General features: G+C 68.5%; 28 protein-coding genes. All 28 read left to right on the forward strand.

The genetic code is table 11. The annotated features are described in order from the left end of the window. Window positions 1–571: 571 nt before the first annotated feature. The 28 genes from rplJ to rplR all read left to right on the forward strand — a co-directional run bounded on the left by rplJ (window position 572) and on the right by rplR (window position 24,308). Complete coding sequence (gene rplJ / locus ACGFIR_RS18310) at window positions 572–1,117, forward strand: 50S ribosomal protein L10 (RefSeq protein ID WP_392998405.1); 546 nt, start codon at window positions 572–574, stop codon at window positions 1,115–1,117. A 54-nt stretch (window positions 1,118–1,171) separates the two neighbouring features. Then, a complete protein-coding gene (gene rplL, locus ACGFIR_RS18315) occupies window positions 1,172–1,561 on the forward strand; it encodes a 50S ribosomal protein L7/L12 (RefSeq protein ID WP_392998407.1) in 390 nt (129 codons plus the stop codon). Window positions 1,562–2,123: 562 nt separating this feature from the next. Continuing rightward, window positions 2,124–5,555, forward strand: a complete 3,432-nt coding sequence (locus tag ACGFIR_RS18320; RefSeq protein ID WP_392998409.1) for a DNA-directed RNA polymerase subunit beta — start codon at window positions 2,124–2,126, stop codon at window positions 5,553–5,555. An 80-nt stretch (window positions 5,556–5,635) separates the two neighbouring features. Beyond that, on the forward strand, window positions 5,636–9,523 hold the full coding sequence (locus ACGFIR_RS18325; protein WP_392998411.1) for a DNA-directed RNA polymerase subunit beta': 3,888 nt from the start codon (window positions 5,636–5,638) through the stop codon (window positions 9,521–9,523). 108 nt (window positions 9,524–9,631) lie between these two features. After that, window positions 9,632–10,003, forward strand: a complete 372-nt coding sequence (locus ACGFIR_RS18330; protein WP_392998413.1) for a hypothetical protein — start codon at window positions 9,632–9,634, stop codon at window positions 10,001–10,003. 293 nt (window positions 10,004–10,296) lie between these two features. Beyond that, window positions 10,297–10,644 carry a hypothetical protein gene (locus tag ACGFIR_RS18335; RefSeq protein ID WP_392998415.1) on the forward strand — a complete coding sequence of 116 codons (348 nt, stop codon included), beginning with the start codon at window positions 10,297–10,299 and terminating at the stop codon, window positions 10,642–10,644. Between the two features lie 493 nt (window positions 10,645–11,137). Beyond that, window positions 11,138–11,512, forward strand: coding sequence for a 30S ribosomal protein S12 (gene rpsL / locus ACGFIR_RS18340; RefSeq protein ID WP_014440718.1), 375 nt, complete (start codon window positions 11,138–11,140; stop codon window positions 11,510–11,512). A gap of 1 nt (window position 11,513) precedes the next feature. After that, window positions 11,514–11,984: a 30S ribosomal protein S7 gene (gene rpsG, locus ACGFIR_RS18345; RefSeq protein ID WP_013735957.1), complete on the forward strand. Its 471-nt coding sequence runs from the start codon at window positions 11,514–11,516 to the stop codon at window positions 11,982–11,984. 75 nt (window positions 11,985–12,059) lie between these two features. After that, complete coding sequence (gene fusA, locus ACGFIR_RS18350) at window positions 12,060–14,156, forward strand: elongation factor G (RefSeq protein WP_392998417.1); 2,097 nt, start codon at window positions 12,060–12,062, stop codon at window positions 14,154–14,156. 218 nt (window positions 14,157–14,374) lie between these two features. Then, entirely contained in the window at window positions 14,375–15,568 is a 1,194-nt protein-coding gene (gene tuf, locus ACGFIR_RS18355) for an elongation factor Tu (RefSeq protein ID WP_088998349.1), read from the forward strand. Between the two features lie 350 nt (window positions 15,569–15,918). Beyond that, window positions 15,919–16,227 carry a 30S ribosomal protein S10 gene (gene rpsJ, locus ACGFIR_RS18360; RefSeq protein WP_007073037.1) on the forward strand — a complete coding sequence of 103 codons (309 nt, stop codon included), beginning with the start codon at window positions 15,919–15,921 and terminating at the stop codon, window positions 16,225–16,227. A gap of 11 nt (window positions 16,228–16,238) precedes the next feature. Further along, window positions 16,239–16,904 (forward strand): 50S ribosomal protein L3, encoded by a 666-nt coding sequence (gene rplC / locus ACGFIR_RS18365; protein WP_392998419.1) that lies wholly within the window; start codon window positions 16,239–16,241, stop codon window positions 16,902–16,904. Continuing rightward, a complete protein-coding gene (gene rplD, locus ACGFIR_RS18370; protein WP_101412800.1) occupies window positions 16,901–17,551 on the forward strand; it encodes a 50S ribosomal protein L4 in 651 nt (216 codons plus the stop codon). The genes rplC and rplD overlap by 4 nt, the downstream gene beginning before the upstream one ends. Next, the gene (rplW, locus tag ACGFIR_RS18375) at window positions 17,548–17,850 is read left to right on the forward strand and encodes a 50S ribosomal protein L23 (RefSeq protein WP_088998352.1); all 303 of its coding nucleotides are present in this window, start codon (window positions 17,548–17,550) and stop codon (window positions 17,848–17,850) included. The genes rplD and rplW overlap by 4 nt, the downstream gene beginning before the upstream one ends. A gap of 12 nt (window positions 17,851–17,862) precedes the next feature. Continuing rightward, window positions 17,863–18,702: a 50S ribosomal protein L2 gene (rplB, locus tag ACGFIR_RS18380; RefSeq protein ID WP_013288631.1), complete on the forward strand. Its 840-nt coding sequence runs from the start codon at window positions 17,863–17,865 to the stop codon at window positions 18,700–18,702. Between the two features lie 12 nt (window positions 18,703–18,714). Further along, complete coding sequence (gene rpsS, locus ACGFIR_RS18385) at window positions 18,715–18,996, forward strand: 30S ribosomal protein S19 (RefSeq protein ID WP_007073032.1); 282 nt, start codon at window positions 18,715–18,717, stop codon at window positions 18,994–18,996. A gap of 40 nt (window positions 18,997–19,036) precedes the next feature. Beyond that, complete coding sequence (gene rplV, locus ACGFIR_RS18390; RefSeq protein ID WP_088998354.1) at window positions 19,037–19,504, forward strand: 50S ribosomal protein L22; 468 nt, start codon at window positions 19,037–19,039, stop codon at window positions 19,502–19,504. Then, window positions 19,504–20,361: a 30S ribosomal protein S3 gene (gene rpsC / locus ACGFIR_RS18395; protein WP_151453330.1), complete on the forward strand. Its 858-nt coding sequence runs from the start codon at window positions 19,504–19,506 to the stop codon at window positions 20,359–20,361. Before rplV ends, rpsC begins: the two co-directional genes overlap by 1 nt. Window positions 20,362–20,364: 3 nt before the next feature. After that, window positions 20,365–20,790, forward strand: a complete 426-nt coding sequence (rplP, locus tag ACGFIR_RS18400) for a 50S ribosomal protein L16 (protein WP_007465292.1) — start codon at window positions 20,365–20,367, stop codon at window positions 20,788–20,790. Then, window positions 20,790–21,026, forward strand: a complete 237-nt coding sequence (gene rpmC, locus ACGFIR_RS18405; RefSeq protein ID WP_007073028.1) for a 50S ribosomal protein L29 — start codon at window positions 20,790–20,792, stop codon at window positions 21,024–21,026. The genes rplP and rpmC overlap by 1 nt, the downstream gene beginning before the upstream one ends. Further along, entirely contained in the window at window positions 21,023–21,298 is a 276-nt protein-coding gene (gene rpsQ / locus ACGFIR_RS18410) for a 30S ribosomal protein S17 (RefSeq protein ID WP_357089646.1), read from the forward strand. The genes rpmC and rpsQ overlap by 4 nt, the downstream gene beginning before the upstream one ends. Window positions 21,299–21,395: 97 nt before the next feature. Next, on the forward strand, window positions 21,396–21,764 hold the full coding sequence (gene rplN, locus ACGFIR_RS18415) for a 50S ribosomal protein L14 (RefSeq protein ID WP_007465279.1): 369 nt from the start codon (window positions 21,396–21,398) through the stop codon (window positions 21,762–21,764). Further along, window positions 21,761–22,081 carry a 50S ribosomal protein L24 gene (gene rplX, locus ACGFIR_RS18420; protein ID WP_013288626.1) on the forward strand — a complete coding sequence of 107 codons (321 nt, stop codon included), beginning with the start codon at window positions 21,761–21,763 and terminating at the stop codon, window positions 22,079–22,081. Before rplN ends, rplX begins: the two co-directional genes overlap by 4 nt. Beyond that, a complete protein-coding gene (rplE, locus tag ACGFIR_RS18425; RefSeq protein ID WP_088998357.1) occupies window positions 22,081–22,650 on the forward strand; it encodes a 50S ribosomal protein L5 in 570 nt (189 codons plus the stop codon). Before rplX ends, rplE begins: the two co-directional genes overlap by 1 nt. Window position 22,651: 1 nt before the next feature. Further along, complete coding sequence (locus ACGFIR_RS18430; protein ID WP_088998358.1) at window positions 22,652–22,837, forward strand: type Z 30S ribosomal protein S14; 186 nt, start codon at window positions 22,652–22,654, stop codon at window positions 22,835–22,837. Window positions 22,838–22,955: 118 nt separating this feature from the next. Beyond that, complete coding sequence (gene rpsH / locus ACGFIR_RS18435; protein WP_013288624.1) at window positions 22,956–23,363, forward strand: 30S ribosomal protein S8; 408 nt, start codon at window positions 22,956–22,958, stop codon at window positions 23,361–23,363. Window positions 23,364–23,379: 16 nt separating this feature from the next. After that, the gene (gene rplF / locus ACGFIR_RS18440) at window positions 23,380–23,922 is read left to right on the forward strand and encodes a 50S ribosomal protein L6 (protein ID WP_121399887.1); all 543 of its coding nucleotides are present in this window, start codon (window positions 23,380–23,382) and stop codon (window positions 23,920–23,922) included. A gap of 8 nt (window positions 23,923–23,930) precedes the next feature. Beyond that, the gene (gene rplR / locus ACGFIR_RS18445) at window positions 23,931–24,308 is read left to right on the forward strand and encodes a 50S ribosomal protein L18 (RefSeq protein WP_172894548.1); all 378 of its coding nucleotides are present in this window, start codon (window positions 23,931–23,933) and stop codon (window positions 24,306–24,308) included. Window positions 24,309–24,328 lie beyond the last annotated feature (20 nt).

Consider the following 24,328-nt stretch of genomic DNA (forward strand, 5'->3'; position numbering starts at 1 on the left):
GCGGCCAGGCGGTGACTGCCCCGCTGCGGCTGTCGGCTGTCCCGTGGTGCCCTGGTGCTCCCCGGCTGCGGCTGGCAGCCTCCTGCGCTGCCCGTGCTGCCTCCGCTGCGGCCGGTGGCCTTCGTGTTGCCCGTGCTGCCTCGCTGCCGCTGGCAGCCCTCTACGCAGCCGCGCTGCTTCCGCTGCCGCTCGGTCGGCCTCCTGCCTGCCAAGCGGGCGCTGGCTGCGGCGGGGAGTGACCGAGACACGCGATCCTCGCCGGTGTGACGCGGCGCACCGGGGGCGATTTGGTGGTCGCGGGGGTGCTCGCGTAACCTGGGCCGCGAAGTTCCACCCAGAGACCGCTGGTCACCGTGCCCCGGCACGGTCGAAGGTCCCGCGACTACGGGCGACCCGCGCAGGGCGGTAAGCGAAAATCGGTGCTGAGCATGGTCCGCGACCGTGCCCGTGCGCCGGCCCTCGCCCCGTGCGCCCTGCGCCGGGGCTTTTCTCGTTGTCGTGGCGCCTGCGCTCCCGTCGAAAGCTCCGGCCGACGACGGTGACCGGCCTCGAGTAACGAGAGAGGAGGGACATGGCGGACAAGCCGATCCGGGCCGACAAGGCCACGGCCGTCGCTGAGCTGACCGAGAGCTTCCGCAACGCGGGTGCCACGGTGCTGACCGAGTACCGCGGTCTGACGGTTTCCCAGCTCACCCAGCTGCGGCGCTCGCTCGGCAAGGAGACCAGCTACACGGTCGCGAAGAACACGCTGGCGAAGCGTGCCGCGACGGACGCTGGTATCTCCGGCCTCGACGAGATGTTCACCGGTCCTACCGCGCTGACTTTCGTTTCGGGCGACGTCGTCGAGGCGGCGAAGGGGCTTCGCGACTTCGCGAAGGCCAACCCGAAGCTCGTCATCAAGGGCGGCGTCTTCGAGGGCAGGGCCATCACCGCGGCCGAGGTCACGAAGCTCGCCGACCTGGAGTCCCGCGAGGTGCTGCTGGCCAAGCTGGCCGGCGCGATGAAGGGCAACCTGAGCAAGGCCGCGGCCCTGTTCCAGGCCCCGCTGTCGAAGACCGCCCGCCTGGCGGCCGCCCTGCAGGACAAGCGCGAGAAGGAGGGCGCCGAGGCGGCCTGAGGCCCCGCGGCGCACCCAGTTCTTACCTAACAGATTCAGGAAAGGACGCCAGACATGGCGAAGCTCAGCACCGACGAGCTGCTCGACGCGTTCAAGGAGATGACGCTGATCGAGCTCTCCGAGTTCGTGAAGCAGTTCGAGGAGACCTTCGAGGTCACCGCCGCGGCTCCGGCCGCGATGATGGTCGCCGGCCCGGGTGGCGGCACCGCTGCGGCCGAGGCCGAGCCGGAGAAGGACGAGTTCGACGTCATCCTCGAGGCTGACGGCGGCAAGAAGATCCAGGTCATCAAGGTCGTGCGCGAGCTGACTGGCCTGGGCCTCAAGGAGGCCAAGGACCTGGTCGAGGCCGCTCCGAAGGCCGTCCTGGAGAAGGCCAACAAGGAGACCGCCGACAAGGCCAAGGCCAAGCTCGAGGGCGAGGGCGCCAAGGTCACCCTCAAGTGACCTGACGCACCACCACGGCGCGTCCGGCTCGGGTGAGCCCGGGCACATCGCGTCACGGCGGGCGGTGATCCGACACCGGATCACCGCCCGCCGTCTTGGTGGATTCGGCGGCAGGCGCGGTGAGCAGGGCTTTGACGCTCCGGAACGGTCGGCGGCGGTAGCCCGTCGGTGGGAAAGACGCGGCGACCCGGATGCCGGGCCTTGACGCGGCCCCGGCCTGACAGGCACGCTGACACAGCAAGACCTTCCGCGCTTGCAACGGCCACCACTTGGGTAATGGCAGCGGCGACATCGTCGGCTGCGAGCACCTGAGCGGCCCGGCAGGAACGTCGCGTTCCGAGCGGCCCGGTGAGACCCCGTTCGAGGGGGTCCCGAGGCACGTTCCGCGACGACCTGCGGGGTGGGCTGGACAGCGGTTAGCCTCTCGGCTACACTGCTAGTTTGCGCTGCCTTCCGACTTGACCCCTGCTCGGAAATGTCCGGTTACGGATATTTCTGGTGGGGTCATTGGAGTGCACGCGTACCAGCCGTTCTGCAGCACCGGTCCTCGGAAGGACGCATCTTGGCAGCTTCCCGCCCTGCGAAGACCAGTCGTACGTCGAGCGCATTCGCTCCCCGCCGAGTTTCATTCGGCAGGATCACCGAACACCTCGAGGTCCCCAACCTCCTCGCCATCCAGAACGAGTCCTTCGACTGGCTCGTCGGCAACGAGGCTTGGCAGGGCCGGTCGGCGGACGACCCGCACGCACGCTCGGGTCTCGCGGAGATCCTCGACGAGATCAGTCCCATTGAGGACTTCTCCGGCACCATGTCGCTCTCCTTCTCGGCTCCGCGCTTCGACGAGGTCAAGGCCTCGATCGAGGAGTGCAAGGAGAAGGACCTGACCTACTGCGCCCCGCTGTTCGTGACCGCGGAGTTCACCAACAACACCACCGGCGAGATCAAGAGCCAGACGGTGTTCATGGGTGACTTCCCGATGATGACGCCGAAGGGCACCTTCATCATCAACGGCACCGAGCGCGTCGTCGTCAGCCAGCTCGTCCGGTCCCCGGGCGTCTACTTCGACAAGCAGCCGGACAAGACCTCCGACCGCGACCTCACCAGCGTCAAGGTCATTCCCAGCCGGGGCGCCTGGCTGGAGTTCGACATCGACAAGCGCGACACGGTCGGCGTCCGCATCGACCGCAAGCGCCGGCAGGCCGTCACCGTCCTGCTCAAGGCCGTCGGTTGGTCCGCCGAGCGCATCCGCGAGCGGTTCGGCTGGTCCGAGCTGATGATGACCACGCTCGAGAAGGACCACATCGCCGGCGCCGACGAGGCGTTGCTCGACATCTACCGGAAGCTCCGCCCTGGCGAGCCGCCGACCCGCGAGAACGCCCAGACCCTGCTCGACAACCTCTTCTTCAACCCGAAGCGGTACGACGTCGCCAAGGTCGGTCGTTACAAGTTCAACAAGAAGCTCGAGCTGGAGGTGCCGATCACGACCGGCACCCTGACCGAGGACGACATCGTCGCCACCGTGGAGTACCTCTGCCGGCTGCACGCCGGTGAGGACGGCTACGAGGCCGACGACATCGACCACTTCGGCAACCGGCGCCTGCGTACCGTGGGTGAGCTGATCCAGAACCAGGTCCGGGTCGGTCTGTCCCGGATGGAGCGCGTCGTCCGTGAGCGGATGACCACCCAGGACGTCGAGGCGATCACGCCGCAGACCCTGATCAACATCCGCCCGGTGGTGGCGGCGATCAAGGAGTTCTTCGGCACCTCGCAGCTGTCCCAGTTCATGGACCAGACCAACCCGCTGGCGGGCCTGACCCACCGGCGCCGGCTGAGCGCGCTCGGCCCGGGTGGTCTGTCCCGGGAGCGGGCCGGCTTCGAGGTCCGCGACGTGCACCCGTCCCACTACGGCCGGATGTGCCCGATCGAGACGCCGGAAGGCCCGAACATCGGTCTGATCGGCGCGCTGTCCACCTTCGCCCGGGTCAACCCGTTCGGCTTCATCGAGACGCCGTACCGGAAGGTCGTCGACGGTCGGGTCACCGACCAGATCGACTACCTGACCGCGGACGAGGAGGACCGGTTCGTCAAGGCGCAGGCCAACGCGCCGCTGAAGGCCGACGGCACGTTCGCCGAGGACCGGGTCCTGTGTCGTCGTAAGGGCGGCGAGACCGAGGACGTGGTGCCGAGCGCCGTCGACTACATGGACGTGTCGCCGCGGCAGATGACCTCGGTCGCGACCGCGATGATCCCGTTCCTCGAGCACGACGACGCCAACCGGGCACTGATGGGCGCGAACATGCAGCGCCAGGCGGTGCCGCTGGTCAAGGCCGAGTCCCCGCTCGTCGGCACCGGCATGGAGTACCGCGCCGCCGTCGACGCCGGTGACGTGGTCGTCGCCGAGGTCGGCGGCGTCATCGAGGACCTCTGCGCCGACTACATCACCATCCACCAGGACGACGGCCACCGCCGCACGTACCTGCTGCACAAGTTCCGCCGCTCCAACGCCGGCTCCTGCGTCAACCAGAAGCCGGTCGTCTTCGAGGGCGACCGCGTCGAGGCCGGTCAGGTCATCGCCGACGGTCCGTGCACCGACGAGGGCGAGATGGCGCTCGGGCGCAACCTGCTCGTGGCGTTCATGTGCTGGGAGGGCCACAACTACGAGGACGCGATCATCCTGTCGCAGCGCCTCGTGCAGCAGGACGTGCTCACCTCGATCCACATCGAGGAGCACGAGGTCGACGCCCGGGACACCAAGCTCGGCCCGGAGGAGATCACCCGCGACATCCCGAACGTCAGCGAGGAGATGCTCGCCGACCTCGACGAGCGCGGCATCATCCGGATCGGCGCCGAGGTCGTCCCCGGTGACATCCTGGTCGGCAAGGTCACGCCCAAGGGCGAGACCGAGCTGACCCCGGAGGAGCGGCTGCTCCGCGCGATCTTCGGTGAGAAGGCGCGCGAGGTCCGCGACACCTCGCTGAAGGTGCCGCACGGCGAGACCGGCACGGTCATCGGTGTGCGTACCTTCTCCCGCGAGGACGGCGACGAGCTGCCGCCGGGCGTCAACGAGCTGGTCCGGGTCTACGTCGCCCAGAAGCGGAAGATCCAGGACGGCGACAAGCTCGCCGGCCGGCACGGCAACAAGGGCGTCATCTCCAAGATCCTGCCGATCGAGGACATGCCGTTCCTGGAGGACGGCACGCCCGTCGACATCGTGCTCAACCCGCTGGGTGTGCCGTCCCGGATGAACATCGGCCAGGTGCTGGAGACGCACCTCGGCTGGGTGGCGAAGACGGGGTGGAGCGTCGACGGCGACGACGCCGAGTGGAAGCGCCAGCTGCGCTCCATCGAGGCGCACGAGTCGGAGCCGGACACCAACGTGGCCACGCCGGTCTTCGACGGTGCCCGCGAGGAGGAGATCTCCGGCCTGCTGGCGTCGACCCTGCCCAACCGGGACGGCAAGCAGCTCATCGGCTCCTCCGGCAAGGCGCAGCTGTTCGACGGCCGTTCCGGCGAGCCGCTGCCGGACCCGATCGCGGTCGGCTACATCTACATCCTCAAGCTCAACCACCTGGTCGACGACAAGATCCACGCCCGGTCGACTGGTCCGTACTCGATGATCACGCAGCAGCCGCTGGGTGGTAAGGCGCAGTTCGGTGGCCAGCGCTTCGGTGAGATGGAGTGCTGGGCGATGCAGGCGTACGGCGCCGCCTACGCCCTGCAGGAGCTGCTGACGATCAAGTCCGACGACGTCCTCGGCCGGGTCAAGGTCTACGAGGCCATCGTCAAGGGCGAGAACATCCCGGAGCCCGGCATCCCGGAGTCGTTCAAGGTGCTGCTCAAGGAGCTGCAGTCGCTGTGCCTCAACGTCGAGGTGCTCTCCAGCGACGGCGTGGCCCTGGAGATGCGCGAGACCGACGACGAGGTGTTCCGCGCCGCGGAGGAGCTGGGCATCGACCTGTCCCGGCGCGAGCCGAGCTCGGTCGAAGAGGTCTGAGGTGGTGGTTCGGGGCAGGGTCACCCTGCCCCGGACCCCGCTGGTTAGCTAGCAGTACAGACGACGACATAGGGGACATAGTGCTCGACGTCAACTTCTTCGACGAGCTGCGCATTGGCCTCGCCACCGCCGACGACATCCGTCAGTGGTCCCACGGTGAGGTCAAGAAGCCTGAAACGATCAACTACCGCACCCTGAAGCCGGAAAAGGACGGGCTCTTCTGCGAGAAGATCTTCGGTCCGCAGCGCGACTGGGAGTGCTACTGCGGTAAGTACAAGCGGGTCCGGTTCAAGGGCATCATCTGCGAGCGCTGCGGCGTCGAGGTGACCCGGTCGAAGGTCCGCCGCGAGCGGATGGGCCACATCGAGCTCGCCGCACCGGTGACCCACATCTGGTACTTCAAGGGCGTGCCGAGCCGGCTGGGCTACCTGCTGGACCTCGCCCCCAAGGACCTCGAAAAGATCATCTACTTCGCCTCGTACGTCGTGACCAGCGTGGACGCGGAGTCGCGTCACCGTGACCTCTCGACGATCGAGAACGAGATCCTGGCCGAGAAGCGGCAGGCGGAGAACAGCCGCGACTCGGAGATCGAGAAGCGGGCCACCAAGCTCGAGGCCGACCTGGCCGAGCTGGAGGCCGAGGGTGCCAAGGCGGACGTCCGGCGCAAGGTCAAGGAGGGCGGAGAGCGCGAGATGCGCCAGATCCGCGACCGGGCCCAGCGCGAGATCGACCGCTTGGACGAGGTGCTGGACACCTTCCGCAAGCTGGAGCCGAAGCAGCTCGTCACCGACGAGTTGCTCTACCGCGAGCTGCGGGACCGCTTCGGCGAGTACTTCACCGGCGGCATGGGCGCGGAGGCCATCAAGGCGCTGGTCCAGAACATGGACCTCGACGCCGAGGCCGAGAACCTGCGCGAGACCATCCGCTCCGGCAAGGGTCAGCGGAAGATCCGGGCGCTCAAGCGGCTCAAGGTCGTCGCGGCGTTCCTGAACACCCGCAACTCGCCGCTCGGCATGGTGCTCGACTGCGTGCCGGTCATCCCGCCGGACCTGCGCCCGATGGTGCAGCTGGACGGTGGCCGCTTCGCGACCTCCGACCTGAACGACCTGTACCGCCGCGTGATCAACCGGAACAACCGCCTCAAGCGGCTGATCGACCTCGGCGCGCCCGAGATCATCGTCAACAACGAGAAGCGGATGCTCCAGGAGGCCGTCGACGCGCTGTTCGACAACGGCCGCCGCGGTCGTCCGGTCACCGGGCCGGGTAACCGCCCGCTGAAGTCGCTGTCCGACATGCTCAAGGGCAAGCAGGGCCGGTTCCGGCAGAACCTGCTGGGCAAGCGCGTCGACTACTCCGGCCGTTCGGTCATCGTCGTCGGCCCGAAGCTCAAGCTGCACCAGTGCGGCCTGCCCAAGCAGATGGCGCTGGAGCTGTTCAAGCCCTTCGTGATGAAGCGGCTGGTCGACCTCAACCACGCGCAGAACATCAAGTCCGCCAAGCGGATGGTCGAGCGGCAGCGCCCGGTCGTGTGGGACGTGCTGGAAGAGGTCATCGGCGAGCACCCGGTCCTGCTGAACCGGGCGCCGACCCTGCACCGCCTGGGCATCCAGGCCTTCGAGCCGCAGCTCGTCGAGGGCAAGGCCATCCAGATCCACCCGCTGGTCTGCACCGCGTTCAACGCCGACTTCGACGGTGACCAGATGGCGGTGCACGTGCCGCTATCCGCCGAGGCCCAGGCCGAGGCGCGGATCCTGATGCTGTCGTCGAACAACATCCTCAAGCCGGCCGACGGCAAGCCGGTCACCATGCCCACCCAGGACATGGTCATCGGTCTCTACCACCTCACCCACCTCACCGCGGGTGAGAAGGGCGAGGGCCGGGTGTTCAGCTCGGACGCCGAGGCGCGGATGGCGTACGACAACGGCGAGCTGCACCTGCAGGCCCCGGTGAAGATCCGTCTGCGGGGCGTGGTCGGGGTCGACAACGGCGCCGGCGCCGAGGCCTGGAGCGCCCCGGAGGGCTGGGTCGAGGGCGAGCCGCTGACCGTGGAGACGACCCTCGGTCGGGTGCTGTTCAACGAGACGCTGCCGCAGGGCTACCGCTTCGTGAACTACGAGATCCGCAAGGGTCAGCTCTCCGCGATCGTCAACGACCTCGCCGAGCGCTTCCCCAAGGTGGCGCTGGCCGCCACCCTGGACGGGCTCAAGGAGGCCGGCTTCCACTGGGCCACCTGGTCCGGCGTGACGATCGGCATGGAGGACGTCATCGCCCCGCCGCGCAAGCGGGAGATCCTGGAGCGGTACGAGAAGGAAGCCGACCAGATCGACAAGCAGTACCAGCGCGGTCTGATGACGCCGGAGGAGCGCCGCGGCGAGCTCATCCAGATCTGGACCAAGGCGACCAACGAGGTCGCCAAGGAGATGGACACCGCTCTGCCGCAGGAGAACCCGCTGTGGAAGATGATCAACTCGGGCGCCCGCGGTAACCTCCTCCAGCTCCGGCAGATCGCGGCGATCCGTGGTCTGGTGGCCAACCCGAAGGGCGAGATCATCCCGCGGCCGATCAAGGCCAGCTACCGGGAGGGTCTGTCCGTGCTGGAGTACTTCATCTCCACGCACGGTGCCCGTAAGGGCCTCGCGGACACCGCCCTGCGTACCGCCGACTCGGGTTACCTGACCCGTCGTCTGGTGGACGTCTCGCAGGACGTCATCATCCGCGAGGAGGACTGCGGCACCGACCGCGCCATCCCGATGCAGATCGGGGAGCGGCTCGACGGCAAGCTCGTCGTGCACGAGCACGCCGAGACCAGCGTGCACGCCCGGACGCTGGCCGACGACATCAAGGGGCCGGACGGCGTCGTCGTCGCCGAGCGGGGCCAGGACATCAACTCCGTCCTGGTCGACAAGATCGTCGCCGCCGGTACGGAGACGGTGCGGGTGCGCAGCGTGCTCACCTGCGAGTCGAAGCTGGGCGTCTGCGGGGCGTGCTACGGCCGTTCGTTGCCGACCGGCAAGACCGTGGACGTCGGCGAGGCGGTCGGCATCATCGCCGCCCAGTCGATCGGTGAGCCGGGCACCCAGCTCACGATGCGTACCTTCCACACCGGTGGTGTCGCGGGTGAGGACATCACCCAGGGTCTGCCGCGTGTCACGGAGATCTTCGAGGCCCGGGTCCCGAAGGGCAAGGCGCCCATCGCCGACACCCCTGGCCGGGTCCGGATCGAGGACGGCGAGCGCTCGCGGAAGATCATCGTGGTGCCGGACGACGGCAGCGACGAGATCGTCTACGACAAGATCTCCAAGCGGGTCCGGCTGCGGACCCACGACGGCGGTCACGTCGAGGTCGGCGAGAAGCTCACCGAGGGCACCATCGACCCGCACGAGCTGCTGCGCATCCTCGGCCCGCGCGCGGTCCAGGTCCACCTGACCCAGGAGGTCCAGGAGGTCTACCGCTCGCAGGGTGTGCTCATCCACGACAAGCACATCGAGATCATCATCCGCCAGATGCTCAAGCGGGTGACGGTCATCGACTCCGGCTCGACCGAGTTCCTGCCGGGCGTGCTGGTCGACCGGGCGCTGTTCGAGTCGGAGAACCGCCGACTCGTCTCCGAGGGCGGCGAGCCCGCCGCCGGCCGGCCGGTGCTGATGGGTATCACCAAGGCCTCGCTGGCCACCGACTCCTGGCTCTCGGCGGCCTCCTTCCAGGAGACCACCCGGGTGCTGACCGACGCGGCGATCAACTCGCGCAGCGACTCGCTCGTCGGCCTCAAGGAGAACGTGATCATCGGTAAGCTCATCCCGGCCGGTACGGGCATCAGCAAGTACCGCAACGTCCGGGTCGAGCCGACCGAGGAGGCGAAGGCCAAGGTCTACTCCATGACCGGCTACCCCGAGACCGACTACGGCTTCGGGCCGGCCAGCGGCCAGGCGGTTCCGCTGGACGACTTCGACTTCGGGTCGTACCGCTAACAGCACGATCGACGAGGCCCCCGGCACGTGCCGGGGGCCTCGCCGTGTCCCGGGACCGGGTGGCCCGTGCGGGCGCCGTGGCGCAGCGGGCCGGGGCATGATGGGGGCATGACGACCGCACCCGGGCAGGCGCCCGTCGCCCAGCCGGGGCCGCCCCGCCATCCGCTCGACCCTGATCCGACGCGGGCCACCAAGGCGCGGGCGGTCTTCGCGCTGGGGTTGATGGGCGCGCTGACCGGCCTGTTCATCGGCGGCGTGGTGCCGGCCACGGTGGCGCTCCAGCTCGCCCGCCAGGCGCGTCGGGAGGCGTACGCCTCGGGGGGTTTCCTGACCGGTGCGGCCTGGCTGCGCCGGGGGGAGCGGCTGGCCTGGACGGGCCTGGTGCTGGTGGCCGTCAGCCTGGTCGCCGCGGTGGTCCTCGGCGTGGTCCGGCTCGCCGACACGCCCTACGGGCAGGACTTCGCACCCAACGTGGACTGACCGACCGCCGGGGGAACGGTTCGCGCCGGGCGCCGCCCGCCGGACCGTCGGCGGTAGCCTGGCCCGGTGTCCGTCGCGCGGCGGTGGACGCCGCGACGTCGACAGGAGGACCCGTGACGGAACCGGCGCGCCACCCCGGCGGTGATCCCGTGGCGCCCCCCTGGGGTGGCCCGCCGGTGGGCGCGGGCCCGGCGCCGGGTTGGGGCCCGGGGCCGGCTGCCCCGCCTCCGCCTCCGCGCGAGGCCGCCCGGCCGCCGAAGCGGGTCGACCCGGTCGCTGGTACGCCGTTCGGCGTGGTGCATCTCGACGTGCCGCCGGTCACCTCCGGCCTCGCAGTGGGTTCGCTGGTGGCCGGGATCGTCTCGACCCTGGTCTCGATGCTGGTGATCTGCATCGGCGCGGTCGGCGGGGCGGGCGGCGCGTGGGCGGCGGGAGCGTTCACGGTGCTGGGCGTGCTGGCCGGCGCGGGCGCCGTCGTCGCCGGCCTGCTGGGGCTGCGACAGATCCGGCGCCCGGCGGCCCCGCCGGCGGTCCGGTTCTCCGGCCGGGGCCTGGCGCTGGCCGGCGTCTGCTGCGGCGCGGCGGGGCTGCTGCTCAGCCTGTTCGGCCTGGGGCTGGCGTTGCTGCTGGGCCTGGGGTGACCGCTGCGGCGCACCGGGGGAGGTGGCCGCGGTCGTGACGGGGTCGACGGGCTGGTCCGCGGGGAAGCCGGTACACTCGGGTCCGTAGGTGCCCACCACGGGCGGGTAGGCGCGACGGGTTCGATCGGCGGGCGGTGGACGTCCCGCCAGCCGCTCCGTTTTGACCTGTGCGGTTGTGGTAGGTACTCTTTCCCCTTGTGCCCGGGCAAGCCCGGGCGACTCGTGCGTGCGCTGGATCCGGCAATCCGGAGATCCCGTGGGAGCACGACAAAGCCAAAGATCCGGCGCGCGGCCTGCCGTGTGCCGGTGCAAGACCCCGGTCGACACGCGCGAGCGTCGGCGCCGGGACCGTGAGCTGGGCGACACGCCCGACCGCGGGTGCCGGGACCGCCGCGAGGTGGCCCTGGCGGGAATGTAGGAGAGTCGGCCATCAGGTCGGCTACGGCAGACGGTGCGGCCGCCACCAGGCGGTCGAAGGGAGCGGAGAAACCCGGTGCCCACGATCCAGCAGCTGGTCCGAAAGGGCCGCCAGGCGAAGACGAGTAAGACCAAGACCCCGGCGCTGAAGGGTTCCCCTCAGCGGCGCGGCGTGTGCACCCGCGTGTACACCACCACCCCGAAGAAGCCGAACTCGGCGCTGCGCAAGGTCGCTCGTGTCAAGCTCAGCAGCCAGATCGAGGTGACCGCCTACATCCCGGGCGTCGGCCACAACCTGCAGGAGCACTCGATCGTGCTCGTCCGCGGCGGCCGTGTGAAGGACCTCCCCGGCGTGCGTTACAAGATCGTCCGCGGCTCGCTGGACACCCAGGGTGTCCGCAACCGCAAGCAGGCGCGCAGCCGTTACGGCGCGAAGAAGGAGAAGAGCTGACATGCCGCGTAAGGGACCCGCTCCGCGGAAGCCGCTGGTCGCTGACCCGGTGTACAACTCGCCGCTGGTCACCCAGCTGGTGAACAAGATCCTCCTGCGCGGTAAGCGTCAGCTCGCCGAGCGCATCGTCTACGCCGCCCTCGAGGGCTGCCGCGAGAAGTCCGGCACCGACCCGGTCGTCACCCTCAAGCGGGCGATGGACAACGTCAAGCCGACCCTCGAGGTGCGCAGCCGCCGCGTCGGTGGCGCCACCTACCAGGTCCCGGTCGAGGTCCGCCCCGCCCGGGCGACCACCCTGGGCCTGCGCTGGCTGGTCACCTACTCCCGCGCCCGTCGCGAGAAGACCATGGTCGAGCGGCTGATGAACGAGCTGCTGGACGCGAGCAACGGCCTCGGTGCCGCCGTCAAGCGGCGCGAGGACACGCACAAGATGGCCGAGTCCAACAAGGCCTTCGCGCACTACCGCTGGTAACACCCTGGTTCCGGCGCCCTCGTGGCGCCGGAACCGCCACCAGTTGTGTCGAGACGACGATAAGTAGGGATTGAAGTGGCCGCCGCAGACGCGCTCGCCAACGTACGCAACATCGGCATCATGGCCCACATCGATGCCGGTAAGACCACCACCACCGAGCGGATCCTCTTCTACACCGGTATCACGTACAAGATCGGTGAGGTCCATGAGGGCGGTGCCGTTATGGACTGGATGGAGCAGGAGCAGGAGCGTGGTATCACCATCACCTCCGCTGCTACCAAGTGTGAGTGGAAGGGCCACACGATCCAGATCATCGACACGCCCGGCCACGTCGACTTCACGGTCGAGGTCGAGCGGTCGCTGCGGGTGCTGGACGGCGCGGTCGCGGTCTACGACGGCGTCGCCGGCGTGGAGCCGCAGACGGAGAACGTCTGGCGGCAGGCGGACAAGTACAACGTCCCCCGGATGTGCTTCGTCAACAAGCTCGACCGGACCGGTGCCGACTTCTTCCGCTGCGTGCAGATGATGATCGACCGGCTCAACGCCACCCCGCTGGTGCTCCAGATCCCGATCGGCGCCGAGTCCGACTTCATCGGCGTGGTCGACCTGGTCGAGATGCGGGCGCTCACCTGGCGCGGCGAGACCCAGAAGGGTGAGGACTACGCGGTCGAGGAGATCCCGGCCGACCTCGCCGACTCCGCCGCCGAGTGGCGCGAGAAGCTGATGGAGACCCTGGCCGACGTCGACGACGCGGTGATGGAGAAGTACCTGGAGGGCGAGGAGATCTCCGTCGAGGAGATCCGGGCCGCCATCCGTCGGGCCACCATCGCCGGCAAGGCCAACCCGGTCCTCACCGGCACCGCCTTCAAGAACAAGGGCATCCAGCCGATGCTGGACGCGGTCATCGCGTACCTGCCGTCGCCGCTGGACATCCCGGCGATCGAGGGTACGGCCACCGACGGCGAGACCCCGATGCAGCGCAAGCCGTCCAAGTCGGAGCCCTTCTCGGGCCTCGCCTTCAAGATCCAGACGGACAAGCACCTCGGCAAGCTCACCTACGTCCGGATCTACTCCGGCACGCTCGAGTCCGGCTCCCAGGTGGTCAACTCCACCAAGGACCGCAAGGAGCGGATCGGCAAGATCTACCAGATGCACGCCAACAAGCGGGAAGAGCGCAGCTCGGCCCAGGCTGGCGACATCATCGCGGTGCAGGGTCTGAAGCAGACCACCACCGGTGACACGCTGTGCGACCCGGCGAACCCAGTCATCCTGGAGTCGATGACCTTCCCGGAGCCGGTCATCGAGGTCGCCATCGAGCCGAAGACCAAGGCCGACCAGGAGAAGCTCAGCACCGCCATCCAGCGGCTGGCCGAGGAGGACCCGACCTTCCGCGTCAAGCTGGACGACCAGACCGGCCAGACGGTCATCTCCGGCATGGGCGAGCTGCACCTGGACATCCTGGTCGACCGGATGCGCCGCGAGTTCAACGTCGAGGCCAACATCGGTAAGCCGCAGGTGGCGTACCGCGAGACCATCCGCCGCAAGGTGGAGAAGGTCGAGTACACCCACAAGAAGCAGACCGGTGGTTCCGGCCAGTACGCGCGGGTCATCATCAGCGTGGAGCCGCTGCCGCTGGGCAACGACGCGCCGACCTACGAGTTCGCCAACGCGGTGACCGGTGGCCGCATCCCCCGGGAGTTCATCCCGTCGGTGGACGCGGGCGCCCAGGACGCCATGCAGTACGGCATCCTCGCCGGCTTCCCCCTGGTGGGCGTCAAGCTCACCCTGGTGGACGGCCAGTACCACGAGGTCGACTCGTCGGAAATGGCATTCAAGATCGCCGGCTCGATGGCGATGAAGGAGGCGGCCCGCAAGGCCGACCCCGCTCTCCTCGAGCCGATGATGGCCGTTGAGGTCACCACTCCTGAGGAGAACATGGGTGACGTCATCGGCGACCTCAACTCCCGCCGCGGCATCATCCAGGCGATGGAGGAGCGCAGCGGCGCCCGCGTCGTCCGGGCTCTGGTGCCGTTGTCGGAGATGTTCGGCTACGTCGGCGACCTGCGGTCGAAGACCCAGGGCCGGGCTAGCTACAGCATGCAGTTCGACTCCTACGCCGAGGTTCCGTCCTCGGTCGCGAAGGAGATCATCGCCAAGGCGACGGGTGAGTGACCCTCACCTGACGTGACTGATGATCCGGGGCGGTCGCGGGAGGGTGCTCCCGCCCGCGACCACCTCGGTCGGAACGCGTGAGACCGGGCCTGTAGGCTTCATCGCCGCAGAACCCACCAAAGCTCTCCGGCCGTCAGGCCGGAAAGGCTGTCGACAGAGTCCTAAGCGCCGACCGGCGCGCCGGGGCGAACGAACCAAGAAGTCCACAGGAGGACCCAGTGGCGAAGGCGAAGTTCGAGCGGACTAAGCCGCACGTCAACATCGGCACCATTGGTCACATCGACCACGGTAAGACGACGCTGACGGCGGCCATCACCAAGGTCCTGCACGACCAGTACCCGGACCTGAACCCGTACACGCCGTTCGACGAGATCGACAAGGCGCCGGAGGAGAAGGCCCGCGGCATCACGATCTCCATCGCGCACGTCGAGTACCAGACCGAGGCGCGGCACTACGCGCACGTCGACTGCCCCGGTCACGCCGACTACATCAAGAACATGATCACCGGTGCCGCCCAGATGGACGGCGCGATCCTGGTGGTCGCGGCGACCGACGGCCCGATGCCGCAGACCCGCGAGCACGTGCTGCTGGCCCGCCAGGTCGGCGTGCCGTACATCGTCGTGGCGCTCAACAAGAGCGACATGGTCGACGACGAGGAGCTCCTGGAGCTCGTCGAGCTCGAGGTTCGTGAGCTGCTGTCGAACCAGGACTACCCGGGTGACGACCTGCCGGTCGTCCGGGTCTCGGCGCTGAAGGCCCTCGAGGGTGACCCCGAGTGGACCGGCAAGCTGCTGGACCTGATGACCGCGGTCGACACCGCGATCCCGCAGCCGGAGCGCGAGACCGAGAAGCCGTTCCTCATGCCGATCGAGGACGTCTTCACGATCACCGGTCGTGGCACGGTCGTCACCGGTCGCGCGGAGCGCGGCGTGCTCAAGCCGAACGAGGAGGTGGAGATCGTCGGCATCCGCGAGAAGTCGATGAAGACCACCTGCACCGGCATCGAGATGTTCCGCAAGCTGCTCGACGAGGCCCGCGCGGGCGAGAACGTCGGTCTGCTGCTGCGTGGCATCAAGCGCGAGGACGTCGAGCGCGGCATGGTCGTCATCAAGCCGGGCACCACGACCCCGCACACGGAGTTCGAGGCGACGGTCTACATCCTCTCCAAGGAGGAGGGCGGCCGGCACACCCCGTTCTTCCAGAACTACCGTCCGCAGTTCTACTTCCGGACCACGGACGTCACCGGTGTCGTCACCCTCCCCGAGGGCACCGAGATGGTCATGCCGGGTGACAACACCACCATGACGGTGAAGCTGATCCAGCCCATCGCCATGGAGGAGAACCTCAAGTTCGCGATCCGCGAGGGTGGCCGCACCGTCGGCGCCGGGTTCGTCACCAAGATCATCAAGTGAACTAGGTAACCCCGATTAGACCCGCCGCCGGTCGTGCGGCATACTAGTCAGGTTGCGTAACGACAGTTCGCTGCCTGTGTTCGGCTTCCGCTGAACCTCCGGGTGGTAGGACAGTCGAGCGTGGGGTGGTTGGCGGCCCGTCCGCCAACCACCCTCGCGCGGCGTTCAGGTCGCGGTAGTGCGATCGACGCCTTGACCCACCGCGCGGTCAGAGTCGCTCCGGAGTCCCGGGGCGGAGCCTGGCCCGAGGGCGCGACACGCCCGACCGCGGGGGTCGGCGAAGTGGGCCTGTGCCAGCCGGTACAGGCGCCCGCAACACAGCGGCATCGAGAGAAGGAACAGAAGCCACCATGGCGGGACAGAAGATCCGCATCCGGCTCAAGGCCTATGACCACGAGGTCGTCGACTCCTCGGCGCGGAAGATCGTCGAGACGGTGACGCGTACCGGGGCGCAGGTCGCGGGCCCGGTGCCGCTGCCCACGGAGATCAACCGTTTCTGCGTTATCCGCTCGCCGCACAAGTACAAGGACTCGCGCGAGCACTTCGAGATGCGCACGCACAAGCGGCTGATCGACATCATCGACCCGACCCCGAAGACGGTCGACTCGCTCATGCGCCTCGACCTGCCGGCTGGCGTCGACATCGAGATCAAGCTGTAGGGACCGGACAAATGGACAGGCAAGTCAAGGGGATCCTGGGCGCCAAGCTCGGCATGACCCAGGTCTGGGACAACAACCGCGTTGTCCCGGTGACCGTGGTCGAGGCCGGCCCGTGCGTCATCAGCCAGGTTCGTAGCGCCGAGAAGGACGGTTACTCCGCGGTCCAGCTGGCGTACGGCAAGATCGACCCGCGCAAGGTCAAGAAGCCGATCAGCGGGCACTACGCGAAGGCCGACGTCGCGCCGCGTCGTCACATCGTCGAGCTGCGCACCAGCGACGCCGCCGACTACTCGCCGGGCCAGGAGGTCACGGTCGAGGAGTTCCCGGCGGGCATGTCGATCGACGTGACCGGCAAGACCAAGGGCAAGGGCTACGCCGGCCCGATGAAGCGGCACGGCTTCCACGGTCTGCGCGCCAGCCACGGTGTCGAGCGCAAGCACCGCTCGCCCGGCTCCATCGGCGCCTGCGCCACCCCGGGTCGTGTCTTCAAGGGCACCCGGATGGCCGGCCGGATGGGTGGCGTGCGCTACACCGTCCAGAACCTGACCGTCCAGGCGGTCGACACCGAGAACAACCTCCTGCTCGTCCGTGGTGCCATTCCCGGCCCCAAGGGCGCGCTGGTCCTGGTCCGTACCGCGGCCAAGACCAAGGCGAAGAAGGGCGGTGCGGCCAAGTGACCACCGTTGACGTCCTCACCGTCGAAGGCTCCAAGAGCGGCTCCGTCGAGCTGCCCGCCGACATCTTCGACGTCCAGGCCAACGTCGCGCTGATGCACCAGGTCGTGGTGGCCCAGCTCGCGGCGGCCCGGCAGGGCACGCACAAGGTCAAGACCCGCGGCGAGGTCGCCGGTGGCGGCAAGAAGCCGTACAAGCAGAAGGGCACCGGTCGCGCCCGGCAGGGCTCGATCCGCGCGCCGCAGTTCGCCGGCGGTGGCGTCGTGCACGGCCCCGTGCCGCGCGACTACAGCCAGCGCACCCCGAAGAAGATGAAGGCCGCCGCCCTGCGTGGCGCCCTCTCCGACCGGGCCCGCGCCGGGCAGGTGCACGTCGTCGAGGCGTTCGTCTCGGGCGAGAAGCCGTCGACGAAGGCCGCTCTGGCCACGCTGGCGAAGCTGACCGAGGCCCGCCGGGTCCTGGTTGTGCTGAGCAGCACCGACGAGCTGAACTGGGTGTCGCTGCGCAACGAGCCGCGGGTGCACCTGATCGAGGCCGGCCAGCTCAACACGTACGACGTGCTGGTGGCCGACGACGTGGTCTTCACCAAGGACGCCCTCGACGAGTTCCTGGGTGTTCCCGCCGAGACCACCGAGGAGGGTGGCAAGTGAGCACGATCGCCGACCCGCGCGACATCATCGTGGCGCCGGTCGTCTCGGAGAAGAGCTACAGCGAGCTGAACCGCAACTGGTACACCTTCCTGGTGCACCCGGACGCGAACAAGACCGAGATCAAGATCGCGATCCAGCAGATCTTCGACGTCCGCGTCCTGACGGTCAACACGCTCAACCGCCAGGGCAAGCGCAAGCGGACCAAGACCGGTTTCGGGCAGCGCAAGGCCACCAAGCGGGCGATCGTGAAGCTGGCTGACGGTGACCGTATCGAGGCCTTCGGCGGCCCGGTCAGCTGAGGGGTGTAGACAATGGCTATCCGTAAGTACAAGCCGACGACGCCGGGCCGGCGTGGCTCCAGCGTCGCCGACTTCGCTGAGATCACCCGGTCGACGCCCGAGAAGTCGCTGCTGGCTCCGCTGCCGAAGAAGGGCGGGCGTAACGCCCACGGCCGGATCACCACGCGGCACCACGGTGGCGGTCACAAGCGCCAGTACCGTCTGATCGACTTCAAGCGGGTCGACAAGGACGGCGTGCCGGCGAAGGTCGCCCACATCGAGTACGACCCGAACCGCACCGCGCGCATCGCGCTGCTGCACTACGCCGACGGCGAGAAGCGCTACATCATCGCGCCGAAGGACCTGAAGCAGGGCGACCGCGTCGAGTCCGGTCCGGGCGCCGACATCAAGCCGGGCAACAACCTGCCGCTGCGCAACATCCCGGTCGGTACCACGATCCACAACGTGGAGCTGCGTCCGGGCGGCGGCGCCAAGCTGGCCCGTTCGGCCGGCGTCGGCATCCAGCTGCTCGGCCGCGAGGGCGCGTACGCGACCCTGCGTATGCCGTCCGGCGAGATCCGGCGCGTCGACGTCCGCTGCCGCGCGAGCATCGGCGAGATCGGCAACGCCGACCAGTCGAACATCAACTGGGGCAAGGCCGGCCGCATGCGGTGGAAGGGCAAGCGCCCGACCGTCCGTGGTGTCGCGATGAACCCGGTCGACCACCCGCACGGTGGTGGTGAGGGTAAGACCTCCGGTGGTCGCCACCCGGTCAACCCGCAGGGTAAGCCCGAGGGCCGCACCCGTCGTAAGGGCCAGCCGAGTGACCGGCTGATCGTCCGCCGCCGCTACGCCACGCGTAAGCGCGGCTGAGGGAGATAAGACATGCCTCGCAGCCTGAAGAAGGGCCCGTTCGTCGACGACCACCTGCTCAAGAAGGTGGAGACGCAGAACGACAAGGGCTCGAAGAACGTCATCAAGACCTGGTCGCGGCGTTCGACGATCATCCCGGAGATGCTGGGTCACACGATCGCCGTGCACGACGGACGCAAGCACGTCCCGGTGTTCGTGACCGAGGCGATGGTCGGGCACAAGCTCGGCGAGTTCGCGCTGACCCGCACGTTCAAGGGTCACGAGAAGGACGACCGGAAGAGCCGTCGGCGCTGACGCCGCGGGCATACGGATAGAGGAACAAGGGGTTACAGCGATGCCAGGAAAGGGCGACGCTCCGGTGCTTCCGGGCGCGCGGGCGGTTGCGCGACACGTGCGCATCTCGCCGATGAAGGCGCGCCGGGTGGTCAACCTCGTCCGCGGCCTGCCCGCGAAGGAGGCGCTCACGGTGCTGCAGTTCGCGCCGCAGGCTGCGAGCGAGCAGGTGTACAAGGTGCTCGCGAGCGCCATCGCCAACGCGGAGAACAACGAGCGGCTGGACCCCGACGCGCTGCTCGTCAGCGAGGCGTACGTCGACGAGGGCCCGACCATGAAGCGGTTCCAGCCGCGGGCGCAGGGCCGGGCGTACCGGATCCGCAAGCGCACCTGCCACATCACGGTCGCGGTCGAGGCGGTTGCGCCGGCCGCGCCGAAGAAGGCGGCCGCGAAGAAGGCGGCCCCGGCGAAGCAGGCGGAGCCGGCGGAGACGGCCGAGACGCAGAGCAAGACGGAGGGCGCCGAGTAATGGGTCAGAAGGTTCACCCGCACGGGTTCCGGCTCGGCATCTCGACCGACTGGAAGTCCCGCTGGTTCGCGGACAAGCTCTACAAGGACTACATCGGCGAGGACGTCAAGATCCGCCGCATGATGTCCAAGGGCCTCGAGCGCGCCGGCATCTCCAAGGTCGACATCGAGCGCACCCGCGACCGGGTCCGCGTCGACATCCACACCGCCCGGCCGGGCATCGTCATCGGCCGTAAGGGTGCGGAGGCCGACCGGATCCGCGGCGAGCTCGAGAAGCTGACCGGCAAGCAGGTCCAGCTGAACATCATCGAGGTGAAGAACCCCGAGTCGGACGCGCAGCTCGTCGCACAGGGTGTGGCCGAGCAGCTCTCCAGCCGGGTCAGCTTCCGTCGGGCGATGCGCAAGGCCATGCAGTCCGCGATGAAGAACCCGGTCTGCAAGGGCATCCGGGTCCAGGTCTCGGGTCGCCTCGGCGGCGCCGAGATGAGCCGGACCGAGTTCTACCGCGAGGGCCGGGTTCCGCTGCACACGCTGCGGGCCAACATCGAGTACGGCTTCTTCGAGGCCCGTACGAGCTTCGGCCGGATCGGCGTGAAGGTCTGGATCTACAAGGGCGACGCGGTGCCGGGTCGGGAGACCCCGACCGAGGCTCCGTCGCGTCCGCGCCGTGACCGTGGCGACCGTCCGGAGCGGCCGCGCCGTGGCCGGTCCGGTTCGTCCGGGACGACCGCCGGCGGGACCGAGGCCGGTAGGGCCGCCGCCGCGACGACCATCGCGCAGCAGGCCGAGACGCCGAGTGGTGACGCGGTGGATCCCGCCGCCGTCGCCGCCGCGGCAGAAACGCAGCAGGAGGGCTGACAGATGCTGATGCCGCGCAAGCCCCCGAAGGGCTTCCGCAAGCCGCACCACCCGGACCGCAGTGGCGCGTCCAAGGGTGGTAACCGGGTGGTGTTCGGCGAGTTCGGAATCCAGGCTCTCGAGCCGGCGTACGTGACCAACCGCCAGATCGAGTCGGCGCGTATCGCGATGACCCGCCACATCAAGCGTGGTGGCAAGGTCTGGATCACGATCTTCCCGGACCAGGCTCTCACCAAGAAGCCGGCGGAGACCCGGATGGGTTCCGGTAAGGGTTCGCCCGAGTGGTGGGTCGCCAACGTCAAGCCGGGGCGGGTTCTCTTCGAGATGTCCTTCCCCAACGAGCAGATCGCGCGAGAGGCGATGCGTCGCGCGATCCACAAGCTCCCGATGAAGTGCCGCATTGTTACGCGCGAAGTGGGTGAATCCTGATGGCAGCGGGCGTTAAGGCCTCCGAGCTGCGTGAGCTCTCCGAGGAGGAGCTGGTCACGAAGCTGCGCGAGGCCAAGGCGGAGCTGTTCAACCTCCGCGTGCAGGCCGCGACCGGCCAGCTGGACAACAACCGGCGGCTGCAGGTCATCCGTCGGGAGATCGCCCGGATCTACACGATCATGCGTGAGCGCGAGCTGGGTCTCTCGGCCGCGCCGACTGAGGTGACTGCATCATGAGCGAGAACACCACCGCCACCGCGCGGGCCCGCCGCAAGGTGCGTGAGGGCCTCGTGGTCAGCGACAAGATGGAAAAGACCGTCGTCGTCGAGGTCGAGGACCGGGTCAAGCACGCGCTGTACGGCAAGATCATGCGCCGTACCAGCAAGTTGAAGGTGCACGACGAGCAGAACACCGCCGGCATCGGCGACCGGGTCCTGATCATGGAGACCCGGCCGCTGTCCGCCACCAAGCGGTGGCGCCTCGTGGAGATCCTGGAAAAGGCCAAGTAGCGAAGGCTCGAGCTCGCCCGACGTCAGTCGGGCGCGGGTTCCGCCAGGCTCCGGCCGCCGTGCGCGGCCGGAGAACCGGCAGACATAGGAGATAGACGTGATTCAGCAGGAGTCGCGACTGCGCGTCGCCGACAACACGGGTGCTCGGGAGATCCTGTGCATCCGGGTTCTCGGTGGCTCCGGTCGGCGCTACGCGAGCATCGGCGACGTCATCGTGGCCACCGTCAAGGACGCGATCCCCGGTGCCGGTGTGAAGAAGGGCGACGTCGTCAAGGCCGTCGTCGTTCGTACCGCCAAGGAGAGGCGGCGGCCGGACGGTTCGTACATCCGCTTCGACGAGAACGCCGCCGTCATCATCAAGGACGGCGGGGACCCGCGCGGCACCCGTATCTTCGGCCCGGTGGGCCGGGAGCTGCGGGACAAGCGGTTCATGAAGATCATCTCTCTCGCGCCGGAGGTGTTGTGACCGTGAAGGTCAAGAAGGGCGACACGGTCGTCGTCATCGCCGGCAAGGACAAGGGTGCCAAGGGCAAGGTCATCGCGGCCTACCCGCGGCAGGACAAGGTCCTGGTCGAGGGCGTGAACCGGGTCAAGAAGCACACCCGCATCAGCACCACCCAGCGTGGCGCCAAGACCGGTGGCATCGTCACCCAGGAGGCCCCGATCCACGTCTCGAACGTGATGGTCCTGGACTCCGACGGCAAGCCGACCCGCGTCGGTTACCGGATCGACGACAACGGCCAGAAGGTCCGCATCGCGCGTAGCACCGGTAAGGACCTGTGATGACCACGGCTACCGAAACCAAGACCATGCCGCGCCTCAAGGAGCGGTACCGCAACGAGATCGTGGCGCAGCTGCAGGAGCAGCACCAGTACGGCAACCCCATGCAGGTGCCGCGGCTCGTCAAGATCGTCGTCAACATGGGTGTCGGCGAGGCCGCCCGGGACGCCAAGCTGATCGACGGCGCCGTCCGGGACCTGGCGACCATCACCGGCCAGAAGCCGCAGGTGCGGCGGGCGACCAAGTCCATCGCGCAGTTCAAGCTCCGCGAGGGCATGCCGATCGGTGCGAAGGTGACCCTTCGCGGCGACCGGATGTGGGAGTTCCTGGACCGGCTGCTGTCGATCGCGCTGCCGCGTATCCGTGACTTCCGTGGTCTGGACGGGCGCAAGCTCGACGGGCACGGCAACTACACGTTCGGTCTGACCGAGCAGTCGGTGTTCCACGAGATCGACCAGGACAAGATCGATCGGCAGCGGGGCATGGACATCACGGTGGTCACGACCGCCACGACCGACGACGAGGGCCGGGCGCTGCTCAAGCTCCTGGGCTTCCCGTTCAAGGAGAACTGAGATGGCCAAGAAGGCGCTGATCCACAAGGCGGCCGCGAAGCCGAAGTTCTCGGTTCGCGCGTACACCCGCTGCCAGCGGTGCGGGCGTCCCAAGGCGGTCTACCGCAAGTTCGGTCTCTGCCGGGTCTGCATCCGGGAGATGGCCCACCGCGGTGAGCTGCCGGGCGTGTCCAAGGCTTCCTGGTAAGGGCGACCGCGTCCCGGCCCCAGGGCCGGGACCCCTTGCACCGATCACGTATTGCTCTTCGCCGTAGGCCCGGGGCGGAAGGCCCCGGGAACCCCGGCGAGAAAGGCTGACGAAATCCATGACGATGACCGACCCGATCGCAGACATGCTCACGCGTCTGCGTAACGCCAACCAGGCGTACCACGACCGGGTGACGATGCCCTACTCGAAGATCAAGGCGAACATCGCCGAGGTCCTCAAGGCCGAGGGCTACATCGCCACCTGGTCGGTCGAGGAGCCCGAGGAGGGCGCCGTCGGCAAGCGACTGGTCGTCGAGCTGAAGTACGGCCAGAACCGGGAGCGGAGCCTGGCCGGCATCAAGCGAGTGTCCAAGCCCGGTCTGCGGGTTTACGCCAAGTCGGACGGGCTCCCGCGGGTGCTCGGCGGGCTGGGCGTGGCGATCATTTCGACGTCCCAGGGGCTGCTCACCGACCGGCAGGCCCGCAAGCGGAGCGTTGGCGGGGAAGTCCTCGCCTTCGTCTGGTAACGGGAGACAGGTAGAAATGTCGCGTATTGGACGTAAGTCGATCCCGGTGCCAGCCGGCGTCGACATCACGATCGACGGGCAGACCGTCAAGGTCAAGGGCCCGAAGGGCGAGCTCTCGCACACCCTGGCCGAGCCGATCACGATCGACCGGGCCGAGGACGGGCAGCTGAACGTCAACCGCCCGAACGACGAGCGCAAGGCCAAGGAACTGCACGGCCTCAGCCGTACCCTGGTCGCCAACATGATCGTCGGCGTCACCGAGGGCTACCGCAAGAGCCTGGAGATCGCCGGCACCGGTTACCGCGTGACCGCCAAGGGCCAGGACCTGGAGTTCGCGCTCGGGTTCTCGCACCCGGTGCACGTGGCGGCCCCGGCCGGCATCACCTTCACGGTGGAGAAGCCGACGCTGTTCCACGTGGCCGGCATCGACAAGCAGCTCGTCGGTGAGGTCGCCGCCAACATCCGGAAGATCCGCCCGCCGGAGCCCTACAAGGGCAAGGGCGTGAAGTACCAGGGCGAGGTCATCCGCCGTAAGGCTGGAAAGGCAGGTAAGAAGTGAGCGCCACGCTGCTCAAGCGCCGCCGCGGCGTCGCCGCCAAGCGTGCTGTCGGGCGTGCGCGCCGGCACTTCCGGGTCCGCAAGAACGTCAGCGGCACCGCCGAGCGTCCCCGCCTCGTGGTCACCCGCTCCCTGCGGCACATCGTCGCCCAGATCGTGGACGACACCAAGGGTCACACCCTGGCGTCGGCCTCGACCCTGGACGCCTCGCTGCGCGGCGCGGAGGGCGACAAGAGCGCCCTGGCCGGCAAGGTCGGCGCCCTGCTCGCCGAGCGGGCCAAGGCTGCCGGCGTCTCCAAGGTCGTCTTCGACCGCGGTGGCAACCGGTACGCGGGGCGGGTCGCCGCGCTTGCCGACGCCGCCCGCGAAGCCGGGCTCGAGTTCTAGAAACCCCGTCACGAGAGAGA

Source organism: Micromonospora sp. NPDC049051 (assembly GCF_043197575.1).
GTDB lineage: Bacteria > Actinomycetota > Actinomycetes > Mycobacteriales > Micromonosporaceae > Micromonospora.

Coding starts and splice junctions, on each gene's coding strand:
- rplP (WP_007465292.1), top strand. CDS start 20,365: ATGCTGATGCCGCGCAAGCCCCCGAAGGGCTTCCGCAAGCCGCACCAC.
- rplC (WP_392998419.1), top strand. CDS start 16,239: ATGGACAGGCAAGTCAAGGGGATCCTGGGCGCCAAGCTCGGCATGACC.
- rpsJ (WP_007073037.1), top strand. CDS start 15,919: ATGGCGGGACAGAAGATCCGCATCCGGCTCAAGGCCTATGACCACGAG.
- rpsC (WP_151453330.1), top strand. CDS start 19,504: ATGGGTCAGAAGGTTCACCCGCACGGGTTCCGGCTCGGCATCTCGACC.
- ACGFIR_RS18330 (WP_392998413.1), top strand. CDS start 9,632: ATGACGACCGCACCCGGGCAGGCGCCCGTCGCCCAGCCGGGGCCGCCC.
- rplL (WP_392998407.1), top strand. CDS start 1,172: ATGGCGAAGCTCAGCACCGACGAGCTGCTCGACGCGTTCAAGGAGATG.
- rplB (WP_013288631.1), top strand. CDS start 17,863: ATGGCTATCCGTAAGTACAAGCCGACGACGCCGGGCCGGCGTGGCTCC.
- rplF (WP_121399887.1), top strand. CDS start 23,380: ATGTCGCGTATTGGACGTAAGTCGATCCCGGTGCCAGCCGGCGTCGAC.
- rplV (WP_088998354.1), top strand. CDS start 19,037: ATGCCAGGAAAGGGCGACGCTCCGGTGCTTCCGGGCGCGCGGGCGGTT.
- rplJ (WP_392998405.1), top strand. CDS start 572: ATGGCGGACAAGCCGATCCGGGCCGACAAGGCCACGGCCGTCGCTGAG.
- rplE (WP_088998357.1), top strand. CDS start 22,081: ATGACCACGGCTACCGAAACCAAGACCATGCCGCGCCTCAAGGAGCGG.
- rpsS (WP_007073032.1), top strand. CDS start 18,715: ATGCCTCGCAGCCTGAAGAAGGGCCCGTTCGTCGACGACCACCTGCTC.
- rpsG (WP_013735957.1), top strand. CDS start 11,514: ATGCCGCGTAAGGGACCCGCTCCGCGGAAGCCGCTGGTCGCTGACCCG.
- rpmC (WP_007073028.1), top strand. CDS start 20,790: ATGGCAGCGGGCGTTAAGGCCTCCGAGCTGCGTGAGCTCTCCGAGGAG.
- rpsH (WP_013288624.1), top strand. CDS start 22,956: ATGACGATGACCGACCCGATCGCAGACATGCTCACGCGTCTGCGTAAC.
- ACGFIR_RS18430 (WP_088998358.1), top strand. CDS start 22,652: ATGGCCAAGAAGGCGCTGATCCACAAGGCGGCCGCGAAGCCGAAGTTC.
- rpsQ (WP_357089646.1), top strand. CDS start 21,023: ATGAGCGAGAACACCACCGCCACCGCGCGGGCCCGCCGCAAGGTGCGT.